13 protein-coding genes are annotated in these 18,895 nt (G+C 49.4%); 7 read left to right on the top strand and 6 right to left on the bottom strand.

Features of this window, described 5'->3' with window-relative positions:
• The first annotated feature begins 83 nt into the window (after positions 1 to 83).
• Positions 84 to 2,264 carry a ribonuclease R gene (gene rnr / locus NQ542_RS13695; RefSeq protein WP_005633534.1) on the top strand — a complete coding sequence of 727 codons (2,181 nt, stop codon included), beginning with the start codon at positions 84 to 86 and terminating at the stop codon, positions 2,262 to 2,264.
• Between the two features lie 79 nt (positions 2,265 to 2,343).
• Here rnr and NQ542_RS13690 read toward each other — a convergent pair whose 3' ends face one another.
• From NQ542_RS13690 to porX, 3 genes are all read right to left on the bottom strand, one after another.
• Positions 2,344 to 2,559 (bottom strand): immunity 17 family protein, encoded by a 216-nt coding sequence (locus NQ542_RS13690; RefSeq protein ID WP_005633532.1) that lies wholly within the window; start codon positions 2,557 to 2,559, stop codon positions 2,344 to 2,346.
• A gap of 1 nt (position 2,560) precedes the next feature.
• Entirely contained in the window at positions 2,561 to 2,980 is a 420-nt protein-coding gene (gene tsaE, locus NQ542_RS13685) for a tRNA (adenosine(37)-N6)-threonylcarbamoyltransferase complex ATPase subunit type 1 TsaE (protein WP_005633530.1), read from the bottom strand.
• Between the two features lie 139 nt (positions 2,981 to 3,119).
• Positions 3,120 to 4,670 (bottom strand): T9SS response regulator signal transducer PorX, encoded by a 1,551-nt coding sequence (gene porX, locus NQ542_RS13680; RefSeq protein ID WP_005649684.1) that lies wholly within the window; start codon positions 4,668 to 4,670, stop codon positions 3,120 to 3,122.
• A 158-nt stretch (positions 4,671 to 4,828) separates the two neighbouring features.
• Between porX and NQ542_RS13675 the strand changes: the two genes are divergently transcribed.
• The 5 genes from NQ542_RS13675 to NQ542_RS13655 all read left to right on the top strand — a co-directional run bounded on the left by NQ542_RS13675 (position 4,829) and on the right by NQ542_RS13655 (position 12,215).
• Complete coding sequence (locus tag NQ542_RS13675; RefSeq protein WP_005633523.1) at positions 4,829 to 7,330, top strand: sugar-binding domain-containing protein; 2,502 nt, start codon at positions 4,829 to 4,831, stop codon at positions 7,328 to 7,330.
• A gap of 482 nt (positions 7,331 to 7,812) precedes the next feature.
• Positions 7,813 to 8,244, top strand: coding sequence for a dUTP diphosphatase (dut, locus tag NQ542_RS13670; protein WP_005633518.1), 432 nt, complete (start codon positions 7,813 to 7,815; stop codon positions 8,242 to 8,244).
• 39 nt (positions 8,245 to 8,283) lie between these two features.
• Positions 8,284 to 10,050, top strand: coding sequence for a tetratricopeptide repeat protein (locus NQ542_RS13665; protein ID WP_005649683.1), 1,767 nt, complete (start codon positions 8,284 to 8,286; stop codon positions 10,048 to 10,050).
• Positions 10,043 to 10,882 (top strand): DUF4292 domain-containing protein, encoded by an 840-nt coding sequence (locus NQ542_RS13660; protein ID WP_005633514.1) that lies wholly within the window; start codon positions 10,043 to 10,045, stop codon positions 10,880 to 10,882. The genes NQ542_RS13665 and NQ542_RS13660 overlap by 8 nt, the downstream gene beginning before the upstream one ends.
• A 1-nt stretch (position 10,883) precedes the next feature.
• Positions 10,884 to 12,215 (top strand): murein hydrolase activator EnvC family protein, encoded by a 1,332-nt coding sequence (locus NQ542_RS13655; protein ID WP_005633512.1) that lies wholly within the window; start codon positions 10,884 to 10,886, stop codon positions 12,213 to 12,215.
• A gap of 56 nt (positions 12,216 to 12,271) precedes the next feature.
• On the opposite strand, the gene NQ542_RS13650 is transcribed toward NQ542_RS13655, so the two are convergent.
• The 3 genes from NQ542_RS13650 to ribF are packed head-to-tail and all read right to left on the bottom strand — an operon-like array spanning position 12,272 to position 15,607.
• Positions 12,272 to 13,561, bottom strand: coding sequence for a lipopolysaccharide biosynthesis protein (locus tag NQ542_RS13650; protein WP_005633511.1), 1,290 nt, complete (start codon positions 13,559 to 13,561; stop codon positions 12,272 to 12,274).
• A gap of 54 nt (positions 13,562 to 13,615) precedes the next feature.
• Positions 13,616 to 14,671, bottom strand: coding sequence for a M20 family metallo-hydrolase (locus NQ542_RS13645; protein WP_005633509.1), 1,056 nt, complete (start codon positions 14,669 to 14,671; stop codon positions 13,616 to 13,618).
• Between the two features lie 9 nt (positions 14,672 to 14,680).
• Positions 14,681 to 15,607, bottom strand: coding sequence for a riboflavin biosynthesis protein RibF (gene ribF, locus NQ542_RS13640; protein ID WP_005633507.1), 927 nt, complete (start codon positions 15,605 to 15,607; stop codon positions 14,681 to 14,683).
• A 127-nt stretch (positions 15,608 to 15,734) separates the two neighbouring features.
• Here ribF and NQ542_RS13635 point away from each other — a divergent pair, with 127 nt between their 5' ends.
• Positions 15,735 to 18,884 (top strand): hypothetical protein, encoded by a 3,150-nt coding sequence (locus NQ542_RS13635; RefSeq protein ID WP_005633505.1) that lies wholly within the window; start codon positions 15,735 to 15,737, stop codon positions 18,882 to 18,884.
• The last annotated feature ends 11 nt before the right edge of the window (positions 18,885 to 18,895 follow it).

Genomic DNA, 18,895 nt, shown 5'->3' with positions numbered 1-18,895 from the left:
AATCTCCCGAATATTATTTATCACAAATGTAAACAGCTTCTTAAAATTTATTGTTTACTTTGTAAAACATAGGAAAAGAAAATATGACTAAGAATAAATCTGAAAAGAAAAGTAATAAACCGGGGAAGAAGAAAAGCAGCTCCAAAGGCGAAAACAAACGGATGAAGAAAGAGGCTATGATCAATGCCATCATCAACGTTTTCAAGTCTTCTCCCAAAGAACCTTTTAACTATCGGCAAATCAGCAGTATGATAGGAGTTACCAATCAAGTGCAGAAGTTGCAGGTAGTGGATATCCTGTATGATCTTTCTTCCGACAACTTCATTTCTGAAATAGACAGGGGACGCTACCGTTACAATGATTGGGGAACGACTGCTGTCGGAACCTTTATGCGTCGTCAGAATGGTAAGAACTCTTTTATCCCCGAAGATGGCGGGACACCGATTTTTGTGGCAGAGCGAAATTCCGCACATGCGCTTAACGGTGATAAGGTGAAAATACAACTTCATGCCAAGAGAAAAGGGGCTGACCCGGAAGGCGAGGTTATCGAGATACTGGAAAGCCAGCGACGCTTGATCACAGGTAAATTACAGGTGACCAGAGGTTTTGCTTTCCTTATTACGGAAGACAAGACGCTTGCAAACGACATCTTTATTCCGAAAGACAAACTGAAAGGCGGCAAGAGCGGCGACAAAGCGATCGTCCGTATCACCGAATGGCCGGAAGAGGCCAAGAACCCGTTGGGTGAGGTGGTCGATATCCTGGGGACTGCCGGTGACAACGATGCGGAGATGAATGCTATCTTGGCTGAGTTCGATCTACCATATAAATATCCGGCTAACGTTGAAAAGGCCGCAGAAAAGATATCGGATGCAATCCCGGAAGAGGAAATTGCCAAGCGTGAGGATTTCCGTGGCGTCACGACTTTCACGATCGACCCGAAAGACGCTAAGGATTTCGATGATGCCCTTTCCGCCCGTAAGCTGGATAATGGCAATTGGGAAGTTGGCGTTCATATCGCCGACGTGACCTACTACGTTAAACCGGAAAGCCTGATAGACCGGGAAGCTTTCAGCCGTGCGACATCTGTTTATCTTGTGGACCGCACCATTCCGATGTTGCCGGAACGCTTGTGCAACCAGATCTGTTCGCTCCGCCCGAATGAAGAGAAACTTTGTTTTTCCGTGATTTTCGAGCTGAATAAGAATGCCGAAATCCAACAGTCTCATATCACCCGTACCATTATCAAGAGCGACCGTCGCTTCACTTACGAAGAGGCTCAGGCTGTCATCGAAACCGGGGAGGGTGAATATAAAGAAGAAATCCTGGCACTTAACGGCCTGGCACAAAAATTGCGCGACCGCCGCTTCAAGGACGGAGCAATTGCTTTCGACCGTTACGAAGTCAAATTCGATATAGATGAGAACGGTAAGCCGTTGGGAACTTACATTAAAGAATCGAAGGAAGCCAATAAACTGATCGAAGAATTCATGTTATTGGCAAACCGTACGGTAGCCGAGTTTATTGGAAAGAGTAAGAATAAGACAAAGAAAACGTTTGTCTATCGTATCCATGAACAGCCGGACCCTGAGAAACTAAGAGATTTTTCCGCATTCATTAGCCGTTTCGGTTACAAAATGCGTACGGAAGGGACGAAAACGGATATATCCAAAGGGATCAATAAATTGTTGGATAGTGTACAGGGTAAACCGGAAGAAAATCTGGTGGAGACTTTGGCTATCCGTTCCATGCAGAAAGCCCACTATACGACGGATAATATCGGTCACTACGGGTTGGCAATGGATTATTATACACACTTCACTTCTCCTATCCGCCGTTATCCTGATATGATGGTGCACCGTTTGCTGGAACGCTATCTGGCAGGTGGCCGTAGTGTGATAAAGAACAAATATGAAGAGTATTGTAAACATTGCTCCGAGATGGAAATGGTGGCTTCAAATGCCGAACGTTCGTCCATCAAGTACAAGCAGGTCGAGTTTATGAAAGATAAATTGGGACAGGTGTTCGATGGTGTCGTATCCGGTGTCACCGAATGGGGATTGTATGTGGAGCTGAATGATAACAAATGTGAAGGGCTTGTCCCGATCCGTGACCTCGATGACGACTATTACGAGTTTGACGACAAGAACTATTGCCTGCTCGGTCGTAGAACAAAGCGCATTTACCGGTTAGGAGATGCCATCACTGTAAAAGTAGCACAAGCTAACCTGGAAAGGAAACAGCTGGACTTTGCACTGGTCTGAACAATTGACCATTGACAATTTTGTTCGACCTTTGGCCGGTTCGTTACATTTCGAATTGTCACTGGTCAATTGCCCGTTATCAATTCCAGAAGATAAGTCCTGCCACTCCACAAGCAATCAATCCTAATCCCAAAAGAGCATAGAAAATACGGGCGCCTTTGCGTCCTAGCCACCTGACGAATGTCATGGCTCCGCTGGTCTGGAAATACCAGTCGAGATTCAGGATCGCAGCGATAACCGAGAATATCCCTAATGCGATAAAGAGTATCAGGATAAAATATTCGGTAGGTTCCATCTTATTTCACTTCTACGGTGCGGGAACCGTCAGGGTTCTCTGTGATGGCAACTTCCACGACGTCACCCGGCAATAAATCTTCGATCTTTTCCGGCCATTCGATAAAGCAGAGGGCACCGCTATAGAAATAATCTTCCGTGCCTATATCTTCCGCTTCGCTAGGTTTGTTGATGCGGTAGAAGTCAAAATGATAGATCAGCTCACCGGTTTCGCTACTGCGATATTCGTTGATAATGGCGAACGTTGGGCTGTTGATGACATCCTCCACGCCTAACTCTTCACAGATAGCCTTGATGAAAGTCGTTTTCCCTGCTCCCATATTCCCTCGGAATGCGAATACGGTACGGTCGTCCATCCCGGCAATAAACTCTTTGGCTGCTTGGCGGATCGTATCTAAACTTTCGATTTTAATTGTACGCATAGCTTTGATAATTGATAATTGGCAATTGACAATTCAGAGAGAAAGAGAATTGGCAATCGGCAATTGGTGTTTATGGTTGCAAAGTTAAAACAATTGGCAATTAACAATTGCCAATTGCCAATTATTTTGCAGTTGTCAATCATTTTACCGTCATCGTGATGAAAGGAATCAGCATTTCCTCCATTGAAATACCACCGTGCTGGAATGTATTCTTATAATAAGAAACGTAATAGTTATAGTTGTTCGGATAAGCGAAAAAATCGTTGTTCATCGCAAAGATATATTTGCTGCTCAGGTTTGGGGAAGGTAACCCCGCTTTGTCGGGAAAGCGGATGTCAAACACGTCCTTCGGATTATAATTCAAGTTCTTGCCCACCTTATAGCGCAGGTTGGTATTTGTATTCTTATCACCTATCACTTTCTCCGGATTATCGACGCGGATAGTACCGTGGTCGGTCGTAACGATCACTTTATACCCTTTTCCGGCGATACGCTTGAAAAGTTCCAGCGTGCCCGAATGCTGGAACCAGGAGCGTGTCAGGCTGCGATAGGCCGCTTCGCTCTGGGCCAGTTCGCGGATCATCTTGTTTTCGGTACGGGCGTGGGACAGCATATCGACAAAGTTCAGTACCACCACATTCAGCTGGTTATGAAGGAGGGAAGGAACGATATTCAGCAATTTGTCGTTATACTGCGAATCATGTACCTTATGGTAGGAGAACGTATATTTCTTACGGAACCGCTCGATCTGCGTTTGGATAAGCGGTGCTTCATTCAGGTTTTTCCCTTCCTCGCTGTCCTCGTCCACCCAAAGTTCCGGAAACATCTTTTCGATCTGCAAGGGCATCAGCCCGGAGAAGATCGAGTTGCGGGCATATTGTGTGGCGGTCGGAAGGATGCTGTAGTACAGGCTTTCGTCGAACGTATAGTATTCGGCAAGCAGATCTTTTACTTCGCGCCACTGGTCGAGACGGAAATTATCGATCAGGATGAAGAATACCTTATCCCCGTTGTCGAGCATCGGGAATACTTTCTTTTTAAACAAATCCGGGCTCATCAGCGGACGGATTTCAGGATGCTGAATCCAGTCCACGTAATTCTTTTTGACAAATTTACCGAATGCGTTGTTTGCTTCCTGTTTCTGCATGCGCAGCATGTCGGTCATCGGAACTTGGCTGTTTTCCAATTCGATTTCCCAATAGACGAGCTTCTTGTATACCTCCATCCAGTCATCGGTTGTCAGTGAGTCGTTGATCTGCATGCCGATACGCCCAAACTCCTGCTGATAGCCGACAGTCGTTGTTTCGGATATGATTACGTTCTTGTGGACATTCTTCTTGATAGACAAGAGCAGCTGGTTCGGATTGACCGGTTTGATCAGGTAATCGGCGATCTTGTTACCGATAGCCTGGTTCATGATGCTTTCTTCCTCGCTCTTGGTCACCATGACGACAGGGACATCGGGATTGATCGCCTTGATCTGCGCCAATGTTTCCAATCCGGTAAGCCCCGGCATATTCTCGTCCAGAAAAATAATGTCGAACGATTCTTCCTTACAGCATTCGATGGCGTCCTGCCCGCTGATTACCGGAATCACTTCATATCCCTTGTCCTGCAGGAAAAGGATGTGGGGCTTTAACAAATCTATCTCATCGTCTGCCCAAAGCACTCTGTCTTTCTTTGCTGCCATAGTTTTATCTTTCTTTTTTGAAGATGAACAAACCGGGTTCATCCCTACAAATGTATGATATTATAACGATATACCCCTTTATTTTGTATGTTCTTCCCTCATTTTTTAGTCTCTTTTGTATTACCTTTGTATAATATAAACGAGTTAACTGTACACGTATGAGACTATCCGTATTTGCCTTGGTCTGTCTGTTCCTTACTGCATGTGCCACACGGGAAAAAGGGCGTGAAAGAATATCCTTCAACAAAGAATGGCGCTTTGCCCTGACTGAAAAACAAGCCAATGCGTCCGCTCCCGATACGGATGACAGCAATTGGCGAGTCCTGAACTTGCCTCACGACTGGAGCATCGAGGCGGATTTTTCTCTCGATAACCCGGCAACTCCCGGAGGCGGTGCGCTGCCCGGTGGAATGGGGTGGTACCGGAAACACTTCAAACTGTCTGAAAGCGACAAGGGAAAAGTGATCTATATTGATTTCGACGGCGTTTACCGGAACAGTAGAGTCTGGCTGAACGGACATTTGCTAGGTTTTCGTCCCAACGGATATGTTTCGTTCCGTTATGATCTGACACCGTATCTGAATTATGGAAAGGAGGAGAATGTCTTGGTTGTCCAGGCCGATAACAGCGACCAGCCTAATTCCCGTTGGTATTCAGGGTCCGGCATTTACCGGAATGTATGGTTGGTGAAAACCGGACAAGTCCATGTGGACAATTGGGGGACAAACATCACTACTCCGGTCATGAATGCGGACAAGAGTACGGTCGAGATTGAAACGACTTTGAAAAACGAGGCATCCGATGTGACCGTGGAAGTTTCTACCCTGATACAAGACAAGGAAGGAAAGACCCTCTACCGGATATCCTCCCCGGCCGAGATAGCCGCAGGAGGGAAGAAAATCGTTACACACACGATAGAAATGTTCTATCCTGAACTATGGAGCGTCCGGAATCCTTATCTGTACACCGCCATAACCGAGGTGAGAGTCGGCAATAAATTGACGGATCGCTATCGAACCACATTCGGCATACGCAAATTCGATTGGGACGAGCATACGGGATTCTCCTTGAACGGAGAACCGACCAAAATATTGGGCGTCTGCCTGCATCATGACTTGGGATGCCTCGGAAGCGCGGTCAATCCGAGGGCACTCGAACGTCAACTGCAAATGATGAAAGACATGGGGGCCAATGCCGTCCGCACCAGCCATAACCCGCCGGCACCCGAACTGCTCGACATCTGTGACCGGATCGGATTGCTGGTACAGGACGAGGCTTTCGATATGTGGCGGAAACGGAAATCACCGTACGACTATGCCCAGTATTTTGACGAATGGCATGAAAAGGACTTGACAGACCAGGTCCTGCGCGACCGTAACCATCCGTCCGTCTTTATGTGGAGCATTGGAAACGAAGTACTGGAGCAATGGCAACATGCCGATGCCGACACCCTCAGTCTCGAAGCCGCCAACCTGATCCTCAATGCAGGCCATCCGGTGGATGACAAGATCTTGTCCGATACCGCCATGAGCGTACAGGGATTGATCGCCCATTCGCTGGCGGCGATCGTCAAGCGCCTGGATAAGACGCGCCCTGTCACTGCAGCCAACAACGAGGCGACACCGGGTAACCTGATCTTTCGTTCGAATGCATTGGATGTATTGGGATTCAACTATCACGAAAAGAATTACGAACCGTTTCCGCAGAATTTTCCGGGCAAGACGTTAATTGTAAGCGAGTCTACTTCCGCCCTGATGACACGCGGCTACTACCAGATGCCCTCCGATTCGATGTATGTCTGGCCGAACACCTGGCGGGAACGGTTCGATCGTCCCGAACACCTTTGCTCGGCTTATGACAACTGCCATGTACCTTGGGGCTCGACCCATGAGGTGACTTGGCGGGAAGTCAAGCGGCTACCTTATGTTTCAGGTATGTTTATCTGGACGGGCTTCGACTATCTGGGTGAACCGACACCTTACTGGTGGCCGAGCCGTAGCAGTTTCTTCGGTATTGTCGACTTGGCAGGTATTCCGAAAGATGTCTATTATATGTACCAGAGCGAATGGACCGACACGCCGGTTCTTCACCTTTTCCCGCACTGGAACTGGAAAAAGGGAGAGACTGTCGATGTCTGGGCCTACTATAACCGGGCGGACGAAGTGGAGCTTTTCCTGAACGGCGAGAGCCTGGGTGTCAAGAGCAAGCCGGACGATGCTTTCCATGTCTGCTGGCGGGTTCCTTTTACGCCGGGTACGTTGAAAGCCGTTTCCCGTAGGGACGGCAAGGAAGTGCTTACACGTGAGATCCGTACGGCCGGCGAGCCTGCCCGGATCATGCTGATCCCCGATCGTTCCGCCTTGCACGCCGATGGCACGGATCTTTCATTCGTGACCGTGGAAATACAGGACAAAGACGGAAACTTGGTGCCGTATGCCGACAACCTGCTTCGCTTTACGGTTGAGGGGGACGGCTTTATCGCCGGGACAGATAACGGAGATCAGAATGATCCCGTCAGCCTTAAGAAACCGGAACGCCACGCTTTCTACGGAAAAGCAATGGCGGTCATACAAAACACGGGCAAGGCAGGCACCATCCGGTTGAAAGCTACGGCGGAAGGCCTGCCGGATGCAATCGTGGAAATAAAGGTAGGAGAATAAGAGAGACAGGGCTTGGTTGCAGAACTTGTTTTTGCGGAATCCTCTGTCACTCTATCACACTTTACCATGCGGGTTTTGATAATCATGGTGCGTAGGAGTGATAGATGCCATATTTGTCTATCACTTATGTATCACCGGTTTTCTGAAAGTCATAGTCTTTGTTTTGCAATATAAGCATAGATTAATCAATTAGTTGGTATGTTTTGTTTCCATACATCCGGGTGTCCGGAGCAGAAACATCCGGGTGTAACCGCCCCATACATCCGGATGTTGAAAGGTGCAAGATGGGGATGTCTGTGATCATTTCTGCTTGTTTTCGGTACTTTTCTTGCTTGTTTTGAAGAAAAAGCATCATAAGGGAGCCAAAACACTCCGGTGTGGATGCATATAGGTGTACTTAGTATAATTTAAAGAATAATGGAACTTCCAGGAGATGGTAATCAGGGATATTTATGTAAATTTGCCCGGAAATAAAAGAGTTTATGGAAGTAAAGATCATAAATAAGTCACACCATCCGCTGCCGGGATACGCGACTCCGCTGTCGGCAGGAATGGACATTCGTGCAAATCTGGCGGAACCGGTAGTTTTGAAACCCCTTGAACGGAAACTGATACCGACCGGATTATATATCGCGTTGCCGGAAGGCTATGAGGCACAGATGCGCCCCCGTAGCGGCCTGGCATTGAAGTATGGCATCACATTGCTGAACACGCCGGGTACTATCGATGCGGACTATCGCGGCGAGATCGGCATAATCCTGATAAACCTCTCTTCCGAACCGTTTACCGTCAATGACGGGGAGCGTATCTGCCAGATGGTGATCACGGCTCACAGCCAGGTCGTCTGGCAGCCGGTGGAAGTGCTGGACGACACCGAACGGGGAGCCGGCGGCTTCGGTCACACGGGGAGATAATTAAAAATTAAGAATTAAGAATTAAAAAATATGGGAGGGATGCTAAAGTCTCTGATCTCGATATCTTTTCTATTATTCCTGATCGGGAGTTCGCAATCGTTGAGGGCGCAGGATCAGGAGGCGAAGGTGGAAATATCGTCGAAGCCGAATCAAGTGAGTGCCGGGGATCAGCGGAAATTCGATTACTTCTTCTACGAAGGGCTGAACCTGAAGGCAGCCGGAAAATTCGATGCCGCTTATGATGCCTTTAACCATTGTCTGGCGATCGATTCGACCGCCTCGGCCGTCTTATACGAACTTTCTTCGTTTTATGCCCAGCTGAACCGTCCGGAAAAGTCGCTGGAGATGTTGCGGCGTGCGGTGGCTTACAGTTCCGATAATTTTACCTACCGGCTGGCGTTGGCGACAATGAGCCGCAACCTCGGTATGTTCGGCGAGGCGTCGGACGAGTATGAGAAGCTTGTAAAAGATTATCCCGGAAAACCGGAGTTGAACTATTACCTGGCGGATGCGCTTACGCAGGAAGGTGAAATCGGGAAGGCGATCGATGCTTATGACGCCCTCGAATCGTCCATAGGCATGAGCGAGGCGCTTTCCATGCAGAAATATAAATTGTATAATGCGTTGGAGCAGAACGATAACGCGTTCAAAGAGGTGGAAAAGCTTGCCGCCAAATTCCCGATGGAATCCCGCTATCAGATCATTTTGGGGGATCTCCACTTGGAAAAGAATGATACGGTCAAAGCGTTGAAATATTATCAGAAAGCACACGAAATCGATCCGGAAAGTCCCTATTACATTGTCTCTATGGCGAACTATTATGAAGTCGTCGGTAATAAGGACGCCGCCGAGACGCAGATACGCAATGCATTAGTGAACGAGAAATTGGATGTCGAGACGAAAGTCGGTATTCTGTCCCGTTATATTCTCAAACTGCAGCAGACGAAGAAGGGGACCGAGAGTGCGAATGCCCTTTTCCAGACATTACTGGAACAGCATCCGGAAGATACCGATCTGAAACAGATGTACGGCAGTCTGCTGGTTGCGCAGGGGAAGACTGATGAGGCCCGTTTCCAGTTTCAGCTGATTACCGAGATGGAACCTTCGAATGCTGCTGCCTGGCAACAACTCTTGAATCTGGCGTTGAAGTCGGAAGACATTCCCGAAGTGATCCGTATCTGTACCCGTTGCCAGGAGCTTTTCCCCGATGCACCGGAGTATTACTTTTATCTTGGGATCGCTTATTTCCAGCAGGAAAAGTATCAGGATGCACTGGATACATACAAAGCCGGCCTGGAGATTATCCCGGAGACGAACGTCGGGTTGAAGTCTGATTTTTACGGACAGATAGGCGATATCTACTATCAGATCAAGAATATGCCGGAAGCCTATAAAGCGTATGATGAAGCGTTGAAGTACAACGACAAGAACGTGGTCGTCCTCAATAATTACGCCTATTTCCTCTCGCTGGAAAAGAAAGATCTGAAAAAGGCGGAACGGATGAGTGCATTGGCAGTCAAACTGGAACCGAACAATTCGACATATCTCGATACGTATGCCTGGATATTCTTTGTACAGGGAAACTATACGCTTGCCAAGATATACATAGAGAGCGCGCTTGCCAACGATACGACCAAAAGCTCCGAGCTGGTAGACCATTACGGCGATATCCTCTTCATGAGCGGCGATAAGGAAAAGGCGCTTGAACAATGGAAGAAAGCGAAGGAGATGGGAAAAGAAAGCGATGTGCTGGATCGCAAGATCGCAGAGGGAACCTATATAGAAGAGGAGGTCAAGAATGAATAAGATAAGCCTTGCCTTTGCGCTGGTCTTTTTTATCGCCCTGTCGTTCACAGGTTGTAAATCGACCAAGAAAGTCGGTACGGTCGAAGCGGGCGGGGCGAAAGCGCATAACGAGTTCTTTACGCTTATGCAGGAGCAGGCGTTCAAGTATGAAACCCTGACTGCACGCCTGAACGTGGACTTGAACTTGCCGGGCAACAATATGAGTTCGCGTGTGGATCTGAAGATGGTAAAAGACAGTGCTTTCCAGTTGTCCGTGCAACCCTTTTTAGGTATCGAGGTTTTCCGCGCCGAGATCAGTGTGGACAGCGTAAAGGTGATCGACCGTATGAACAAGCGCTATGTGGCTGACAATTATGCCAACCTGAAAGGGCAGACACCGATCGAGTTCAATTTTTATAATCTGCAGGCACTTTTCACCAACCGTCTGTTCCTTCCCGGACAGCAGGGGATCAGCCCGAAGCTGTACAACCGCTTTAAGCTGAAGCAGGACGGGCCCGCAGCCGAAATACAGGTAAAAGACGTGATGGGGTTGCTGTACACCTTTATGGCGGACGGGGAGGAGAAGATTCTCTCAACCTGTATTTCCGAACCTTCGGACCGTTACGCCTTGCAATGGGATTATGCTGATTTTCGCTTGGCAGACGGACAGCCTTTCCCGATGAGAATGGATGTGCAGGTGATGAAGGATGGCGCTTCGCAAGGAGGAGTCACGTTGCATTTCTCCCGCATGCAGACGGATGTCCCGGTGAAAATGGATTTTTCCATTCCTGCCAAATATAAACGTATCACGTTGTCTCAGATCATCAAATCGTTGAGTAGTAATAAAATGTAAGATGAGATACTTCTGGCTCGTCATATTCGTGCTGTCGGTCGGTTCTGTTTCCGCACAGAACTCGGCAAGAGTACGCGAACTCGAAAAGCAGCGTAAAGCCGCACTTGCCGAGATCGAGATGACCAGCCAGCTATTGGACGAGACGCGGCAGACGGCGCGTAACTCGCTGAACCGGCTGAACCTGCTCTCCAAACAGATCCTTTCTCGTAAACAGGTCATCAGCCTCCTGAACCAGGAGATCGGGGAAATAGACAAGCAGATAGCCGCTTCCCGCCGGAACATTTCCCAATTGGAAAAAGAGTTGGGGAATAAGCGGCAGAATTACGGGAAATCGGTTCAAAGCATATACAAACGCCGCAGTTCGCAGGATAAGTTGTTGTTTATCCTTTCCGCCGACAATTTTGCCCAGTCCCTTCGCCGTATGCGTTACCTTCGCGAGTATGCCGACTGGCAGAAGAAGCAGGCTTCCGAAATTATCGGTAAGCAGAAGGAAATTGTCGGCAAGCAGAAAGAACTGGAAAAGACACGTGCCGAGAAGAACGCCTTATTGGGTGCGCGGGAGGATGAAAGCCGTAAGCTCCAGACCGAGGAATCGAGCCAGAAAGAGGAGGTGCAGCAGTTAAACAAGAAACAAAAGCAGTTGCAGGCCGACCTGAAAAAGAAGAAGAAGCAGGCTGATGCTTTGAACCGCCAGATCGAAAAGCAGATAGCCGAAGAAATCGCCCGCGCCGAAGCCGAAGCCAAAGCTGCCCGCGAACGGGCGGCCCGTGCTGAAAGGAACCGTTTGGCACGTGAAAAGGCGGCTGCTTCAGGAAAGAAAGTCCCTGAAACAAAACCGGAGACGGAGCCGGTCCGCGAAGAACGTGTCGCCGACACCAAAGGCGGGTATGCCATGACAAAGGCCGAGAAGCGCTTATCCGATGATTTTGCAAGCAATAAGGGGCGTTTGCCTTATCCTGTGTCCGGCCGCCATACGATTGTCGCTGCCTTCGGCGAACAGCAGCACCAGGAATTGAAGTATGTCCGTACGAATAACAGCGGTATAGACATCCAGACCGCTCCGGGTACGGATGCCCGCGCCGTGTTCAATGGTGAGGTGACGCGTGTGTTCGTTGTTCCGGGATATAACAATTCGGTCATTGTCCGCCATGGTAACTATTTGACGGTATATAGCAACTTGAGCCAGGTCTATGTGAAGGCAGGCGATAAGGTGAGTACCCGCCAGGCGATCGGAAAGATCTTTACCGATACAGAGGACGGCAATGCCACGATCCTTCATTTCCAGCTTTGGAAAGAAAAGACGAAACTGAATCCGGCTCCGTGGCTGGATTGACGAAAAGGCGCATTGAGGCTGACCGGGGGCGCGTCACGACGGATGTAGCAGGTGTGTCAGGGCTGATCGTCGTCATGTGTCAACCGGAGTTTCCGGAGTGCGAACCTCACATCCTCTTTATTGATCAGAAAGTCCTTTGGGCGAGTTCCTGTTTTCCTGCAGAAAATAATCATGGAGAATGCCAGCATGGTGCTGAATGCGATACTGGAACTGATGGCCGATCCGAACACTCCGTAGTGCGGGATCAGCAGGTAGCCCGAAACAAGCAGGCTTATCAAACCGACAAAAGAACTGCCCGTGCTGTAACGTATTTTGCCGCTTCCGGTAAAATATTGGCATAGTATGCTGTTGCAGGCCAGTGCTATGATTCCGGCCGACAACCCTGTTATGACGTTGTGCATCCCTACGAACTCGGCACTGAACAGATAATCCGTATAGATCCATTCCGGTATCAGAAGAATGCAGCCGGTCGCAAGTGTGATGGCACAAAAAGTTAGTTTGAAGAACCGGAGCGTGATTTGTTTTTGCTCGCCGGGTTTATGTGTCCGGGCAACGCGGCTGTATGTGATAAAGCCGATGCTGCGATTGATATGCCAGACGCTTTCGGAAATCTTGGTTCCCGCATCCAGCAGTCCGACGCTTCCTAACCCGGCAAACCGTTGGATCAGGAAATAGTTGAGGCGGGTAGTCAGGATCTCGGCAATATTGTCCGCACTTCCCCAAAGCCCGTAAGCAAACATCTCTTTCAAAAGAGCGTATTGGGAGCGTCCCTTCCGGGGATCTGCCTCTTTTTTGTTTAGAAACGGCAGGAGTAGGAAAAGGCTGACGAGAAACGCGATACCGTTTGTGAAATACATTCCCCACAGGTAAGCGGTTACGTTCTGTATCTTCAATCCGTAATAAAGGAATAATAAGACAAAAAATAGTAATCCTCCTTGCAAGACAAAGGTCAGGTTGAACCCAAAAATCTGATTCTTTCCCAACAGGAAACGGGAGTTTGCGGCAACGAGGGAGGTCAGGGTGGAAAGAATATAAATATCAAGAGCGTGCCCTTCGGGAAGCACTCCGAGGATGGCCATGCTGCCGCAAGCGATGCCAGCTCCGGCGGGTGTCCAGCAGTAAGAGGGTAAAAATACGGCTTGCATGGAATAGCGGTTCATGAAATAGACGATCGTATTTCCCGCCAATATTCCGCAGAACATGGTGGCGATTCCTACTATCGCCAGAATCAGCCCGACCAGTCCGACTCCTTCGACACCCAATACCTTGGCATTGATAAAGATCAGTGCCAAGTTCAGGATGGCGATTAGGTAACGTGTGCCGATGGTTGTGAAGAGGTCCCTCATATTAATTGAAAGTTTGAAGAAAGAGAGGATGCGGTAGAATGATCTTGCTCTTTTTCAATTGTCAATCGTCAATTGGTCGAGCAGCTTGATATACATATCGATTGCTTCCCGTATCTCCATCAGGCCGATATATTCGTCGGCTGCATGGGAACGGGCGGAGTTTCCCGGTCCGATCTTCACGGAAGGGAAGTGCATGAGGGCCTGGTCGCTCAAAGTAGGCGAACCGAAAGGCTCTTTTCCCATCATGACGGCACGGCGTACGAACGGATGTTGCAAATCTGTACGGGTGGAGTTGAGGCGGAAGCTGCGGGCTTTTATTTCGCAGCCGACCTGCGATTTGATCAGTTCGAACAGTTTTTCGTTGGGATAGAATTCGTTTGTCCGGATATCGACGGTGAATTCGCAGCGGTCCGGAACGACATTGTGCTGTGTCCCGGCGTGGATAATCGTGACGCTCATTTTCACCGGTCCGAGGAAATCGCTTTTTTCCGGGAACTGATAGGTGTTGAACCATTCGATGTCTTTCATCGCAAGCGTGATCGCATTGATCCCCTCGTTCCGGGCGGCATGTCCTGCCTTGCCGGTGCTGACACAGTCCAGGACCATCAACCCTTTTTCGGCTACGGCCGGTTGCATGCCGGTCGGTTCGCCGACAACGGCGAATGCGATAGGAGGAAGGTCGGCAAGAGCGCTTTCCAGCCCGTTCTTGCCGGAAACTTCTTCTTCGCATGAAGCTAGGAAGATCAGGTTGTAGGGTTGTTCCTTCCCTGATAACACCCTGAATGCTTCATAAAGAGAGACTACGCTCGCGCCGGCATCATTGCTGCCAAGGCCGTACAGACGCTCGTCTTCCGTCTCCTCCGGATTGAACGGATCTTTCGTCCAGCCCGAAGCCGGCTTGACAGTGTCGATATGGGAGTTGAGCAGCAGAGTTGGTTTGTCCAGATCAAAACCGGGAGCGATCAGCCACAGATTATTCCCTTTGCGGTTCACCTTATACCCTGCTTTTTCCCAGCTCTGCTTGAGAAAATCAGCCGTTTCTCCCTCCTCCCTGCTGAAAGAAGGACGTGAAATCATCCCTTTTAATAGGTCTATTGCGTCGTAGTACATGATTATGTTTTATTCCGTTAATATTCTATCCACCGTCTCCCTGTCTTTTTTCAGTTGGTCGATCAGCTGGTCGAGGGTGTCGAATTTGATGTCGCCTCGTACGTGTTGTATGAACGTGACTGTTATTTCGTTATTGTAGATGTCGCCTGAGAAGTTGAGGATGTTTACTTCCAGCGTGATGTTGTCCCCGTTGTCCAGGGTCGGGCGGTTACCGATGTACAGCATTCCCTTGTAACGCTGTCCGTTCAGATATACCCGAACGGCATATACGCCGATGCCCGGAATGATCTTGAAAGGCTCGTCCACTTGGATATTGGCGGTCGGGAAACCTAATTTCCGGCCGACCTTATAACCGCTGACGATACTTCCCCTCAGCCCGTAAGGATAAGTCAGCAGATGAGCCGCCTCCTCCACCCGGCATTCCGCAAGGAGTTTCCGTATTTCGGAAGAACTGACGGCCGCCTCTCCTTCGCTGTATTGCGAAGCCTTGATAACCCGGATGCCGCAAGTTTCGCCATAGGTTACATACTGCTCGAAGCCATCCTCGCGGTTATGCCCGAAACGGTGGTCGTAGCCGATCAGCAACGTGTCCACATGCAACCGGTCTGCCAATACGGTAGTGATAAACTCTTTTGCCGTCAGGCGGGATAGTTCGAGGGTGAAGTCCAGCACGATACAATAGTCGATCCCGGTGGAAGCCAAATGTTTCAATTTCTCTTCGAACGAATTGAGCAACTTCGGCTGATAGTCGGCATGCAGGACAGCACGGGGATGTTCGGGAAACGTGATGACGGCGGAAGGCAATCCAGCGGCTTCGGCCACCTGCTTCAGTTCGTGAATCAGAAAACGATGTCCCAGATGAACTCCATCGAAAAAGCCGATAGTGGCTACCTGCCTTTTCCCTTTCAATGTCTCCGTGTCTCTTACAACTATCATCTTTGCAGTCTTAAGTGCTTATAATTATATCTACAAAAGTACATAAAAACTGCGAGTAATAATAATACGGAAATAAATCGTACATTTGGAAAGTGATTTGAACGAAAAACATTTGTATTAAGTTTATATGAAAAAAACATGTATCTCCCTATGCCTGATCGTCTTTGCCGTACTTCAGGCATACGCTGCATCTTCCTGGAAAGAGACAAGAACGGTCGTCTTTACTCCCGCAGGAAGTGAAAAAACACATCTGCTCCAACCCGATCAGAGTATCTCCGAAACCGTTACGTTCGGACAGTCCGGAATCCCGACGCGAAAATTTTTGCGTGTGATCGGAGGGGTGAAGATGCCTGCTCCTTTCCAGAACAGAGGTGAAGAAATGTTCCGCCGGTCCGAGTTTTATATTGACGACAACTTGGATTCGGTGATCCGTAAAAAGGACTGTTATTCGCTTTATTTCAAAGGCGAAGACGATAATTTCGAGCGCCATGCCTATTACCGCATTTCCGGTAAGTTGCTGAAACCGGGTGAACTGACGGTAACGCTGCCGGTCGTGAAGAAACAGGGTTTGACTGTTTCCGGGAATGGTGATTTCGGAGTCGAGATCGAATTGTTCTACCGGAAACCGGGACGGGCGGCTGACGATATCTATGACAAGCCGGATTCCGTGCTTTACATGCCGGTCCCGGAAGGTACGGGAAAATATCAGACGGTGTCTGAGACATTCACATTGCCGGAAAATGTGGCTTGTGCTTTCCTGCGTATCGGCGGGACGCATTTCAACGGCGAATGTTGGGTGGAAGCTCCGCGCCTGATACAAAACAAGAAAGCGGTTTGCTCCATACCGTTCACCAAGTTTGCCCAAAAACCGGACAACTACAACTACTGGATCGGCTGTAACCTCTCAACCCGCAGCTGGCCGATGTGGAAGCTCGAATTTAACGGGGAGACGCTTTTCGAAGGAAACATCTTCGACCGCGCTTCTAATGTGGCGGACTTCTATATCCCGCTTCCGTCTTCCTTGCATGGCAGTGGAGAGATGAAGCTGACGCTCCGGAAAGAGCCGCATCGCGCTGCTTATCCGTATGAACTGCGCGGTCTGGAGATCATCGAAGAGACCGCACGCGATTTTGAAGTCGTTTCCGTTCCTGAATATGTTGCCAAAAACGCCTCTTTCGGTATATTGGTAGAAACGAACAGGCCGAATGTCAGTCTCAAAGTGAAGGCAAACGGTGCTGCCACTCCCGCTGAGCAGGAGTGCCTGTTTGAAACCCCCGGCCTACATGTCGTGGAAATGCGTACAGGCGAGGCTGGTCACGCCATCCCGCTGGTGTTTGACGACGGTAGCCGTACGGAACAGGCGCAAATCCGCCAGGTGATCGACAAGGAGGCAGAGCTGATCTATCTTTCGTCCGGTGACGAAATTTATATCGACAAGCAATATACGCCGTATGATTATTTCTTCAAATGGTATGTTTCCAACCGGATCGGTAACTGGTATCAGTTCCGTCCTTCCTACCAGTGGAGCGGTTTCCGAGTAGCTGATCCTGCCGTCATCGGCCATTACACCCGATTGCTGGACCAGTTGAAGATCCCGTACGCCTGGCAAGTCGAAGGACGTACGCTGGCAGGCAGCCGGATCAATCCTTCTTTGGAAACATTGGCAACCCCGATGTTCCGTGGCAAGCAGGCGCATGAGAATGACGGCGGCTACTATTACTGGCAGCATTTCCAGTACCAGGGAGTATTCTCCGATATGGCGGCACGCAACCGTCCTTATGGCGGAATCTTTGCCAAACATCGTCCGATTTATACCGACCACGGCGTCTTTATCCATTATGATCCGGAAGGGGTGACGGACATGGCCGACGGCGCCCGCAAGCTCGTTGCCAATTTCCGCTATTCCAAAGGTCCGAGCACGCGCCATACGGGACCGTCCACGCTGTTCCGCTATCTGTATCAAGCCGGTTACGACTGGCTGGGAGCCGAACAGATGTACGGACCGGAAGAAATCATACTCTCTTCCCTGCGTGGTGCATCCCGCGCCTACAGCCGTCCGCTTTACGGGACGCTTCATGCCATGCAATGGGGCTCAGGGCCGTTTACCGATCCGAAACACTCCCTGCGCCTGTATATGTCGCTGGCCGTTGCTTATATGCACGGTTCTTCCCATATGAATACGGAAGAGGCCTTGTGGACGGACGAATATATGAACGACCGTTATTCCGTTTCCGGCAAGGAACACTTGTTTGCCCAACATCAGATGCTCGATTTCGTGGAAACGCATTCCCGCCGTGGCGACTTGAGAAGCAATGTTGCCGTGATCCAGGGGCGTAACGACGCCTGGAAGTCGTTCGGTCGTGGCAGCCTGTGGTCGCAGAAGGGTGATAAATGGAAGTTCAATAAGGCATGCGAGAGTTTCGATCTGCTGAATGTCTTCTATCCGGACAATATCGTGGATGGCTGCGGGCCGGAAGGTTGGTTTACTTCCACCCCTTACGGTACGGTTGACTTGCTTCCTGTCGAAGCGCCGCAAGACGTGATGGACCGGTATAAGGCGATGATCTTCCTCGGATGGAACAGTTACGACGCGAATGACTTCCTGCGTATCCGCGATTTTGTATTCAAGGGCGGAACGCTTTTGCTCACGGCGGCCCATCTGAACGAAGAGTTGCAGCCCGACCAGCCGGTCCGTTTCCCTGCCGACGATGCGGTTATCCGTGAGATGTTGGGAGAAAATTACCGGCAACTGACCACTAAGACGGAGATCGCCTGCGGTTCGGGAAAAATCATCTATTTCCCCCAGAAAGCCTATCCCGCCGAAATGATGTTGAAAGCTGATTATGTGGAAGCCATGAAAGAAATTGCTGCCAAGGCTGCCGGTGAGGAAACCTGCCAAGGCTGGATGGAGGCGGTTCCTTCAGTCGGTTTCACGGTTTGGGATCATTCGGACCGTCGTACGATCTATCTGTTGAATACCGATTGGGCGAGCGACCAAGACCAGCGTCCGGCCACCTTTATCTATAAAGGTAAAAAGTTTCCGGTTGTTGTGCGCCGTTATCATATTGAAACCATCCATTGCGCTGACGGCTTGGCTGTCATGCCGGCTTCCAATACGACGGATATCTTGTCTGTCTGCAAGAGAGAGAACGGCTGGGTGATCAAGGTCCAGACTACCGGAAACGATGTAGTTCAATGTATGAATGCCGTCACCGGAAAGGTCGAACCGATAAAATTCGATGAACCGGGTGTACATGAAGTGTTTGTTAATGAATAATTAGATTTTTT

Origin of the sequence: Parabacteroides merdae ATCC 43184 (assembly GCF_025151215.1) — a bacterium.
GTDB lineage: Bacteria > Bacteroidota > Bacteroidia > Bacteroidales > Tannerellaceae > Parabacteroides > Parabacteroides merdae.
Note: the sequence above shows the minus strand (reverse complement) of the source record. Positions and strands in the feature narration are given on the sequence as shown.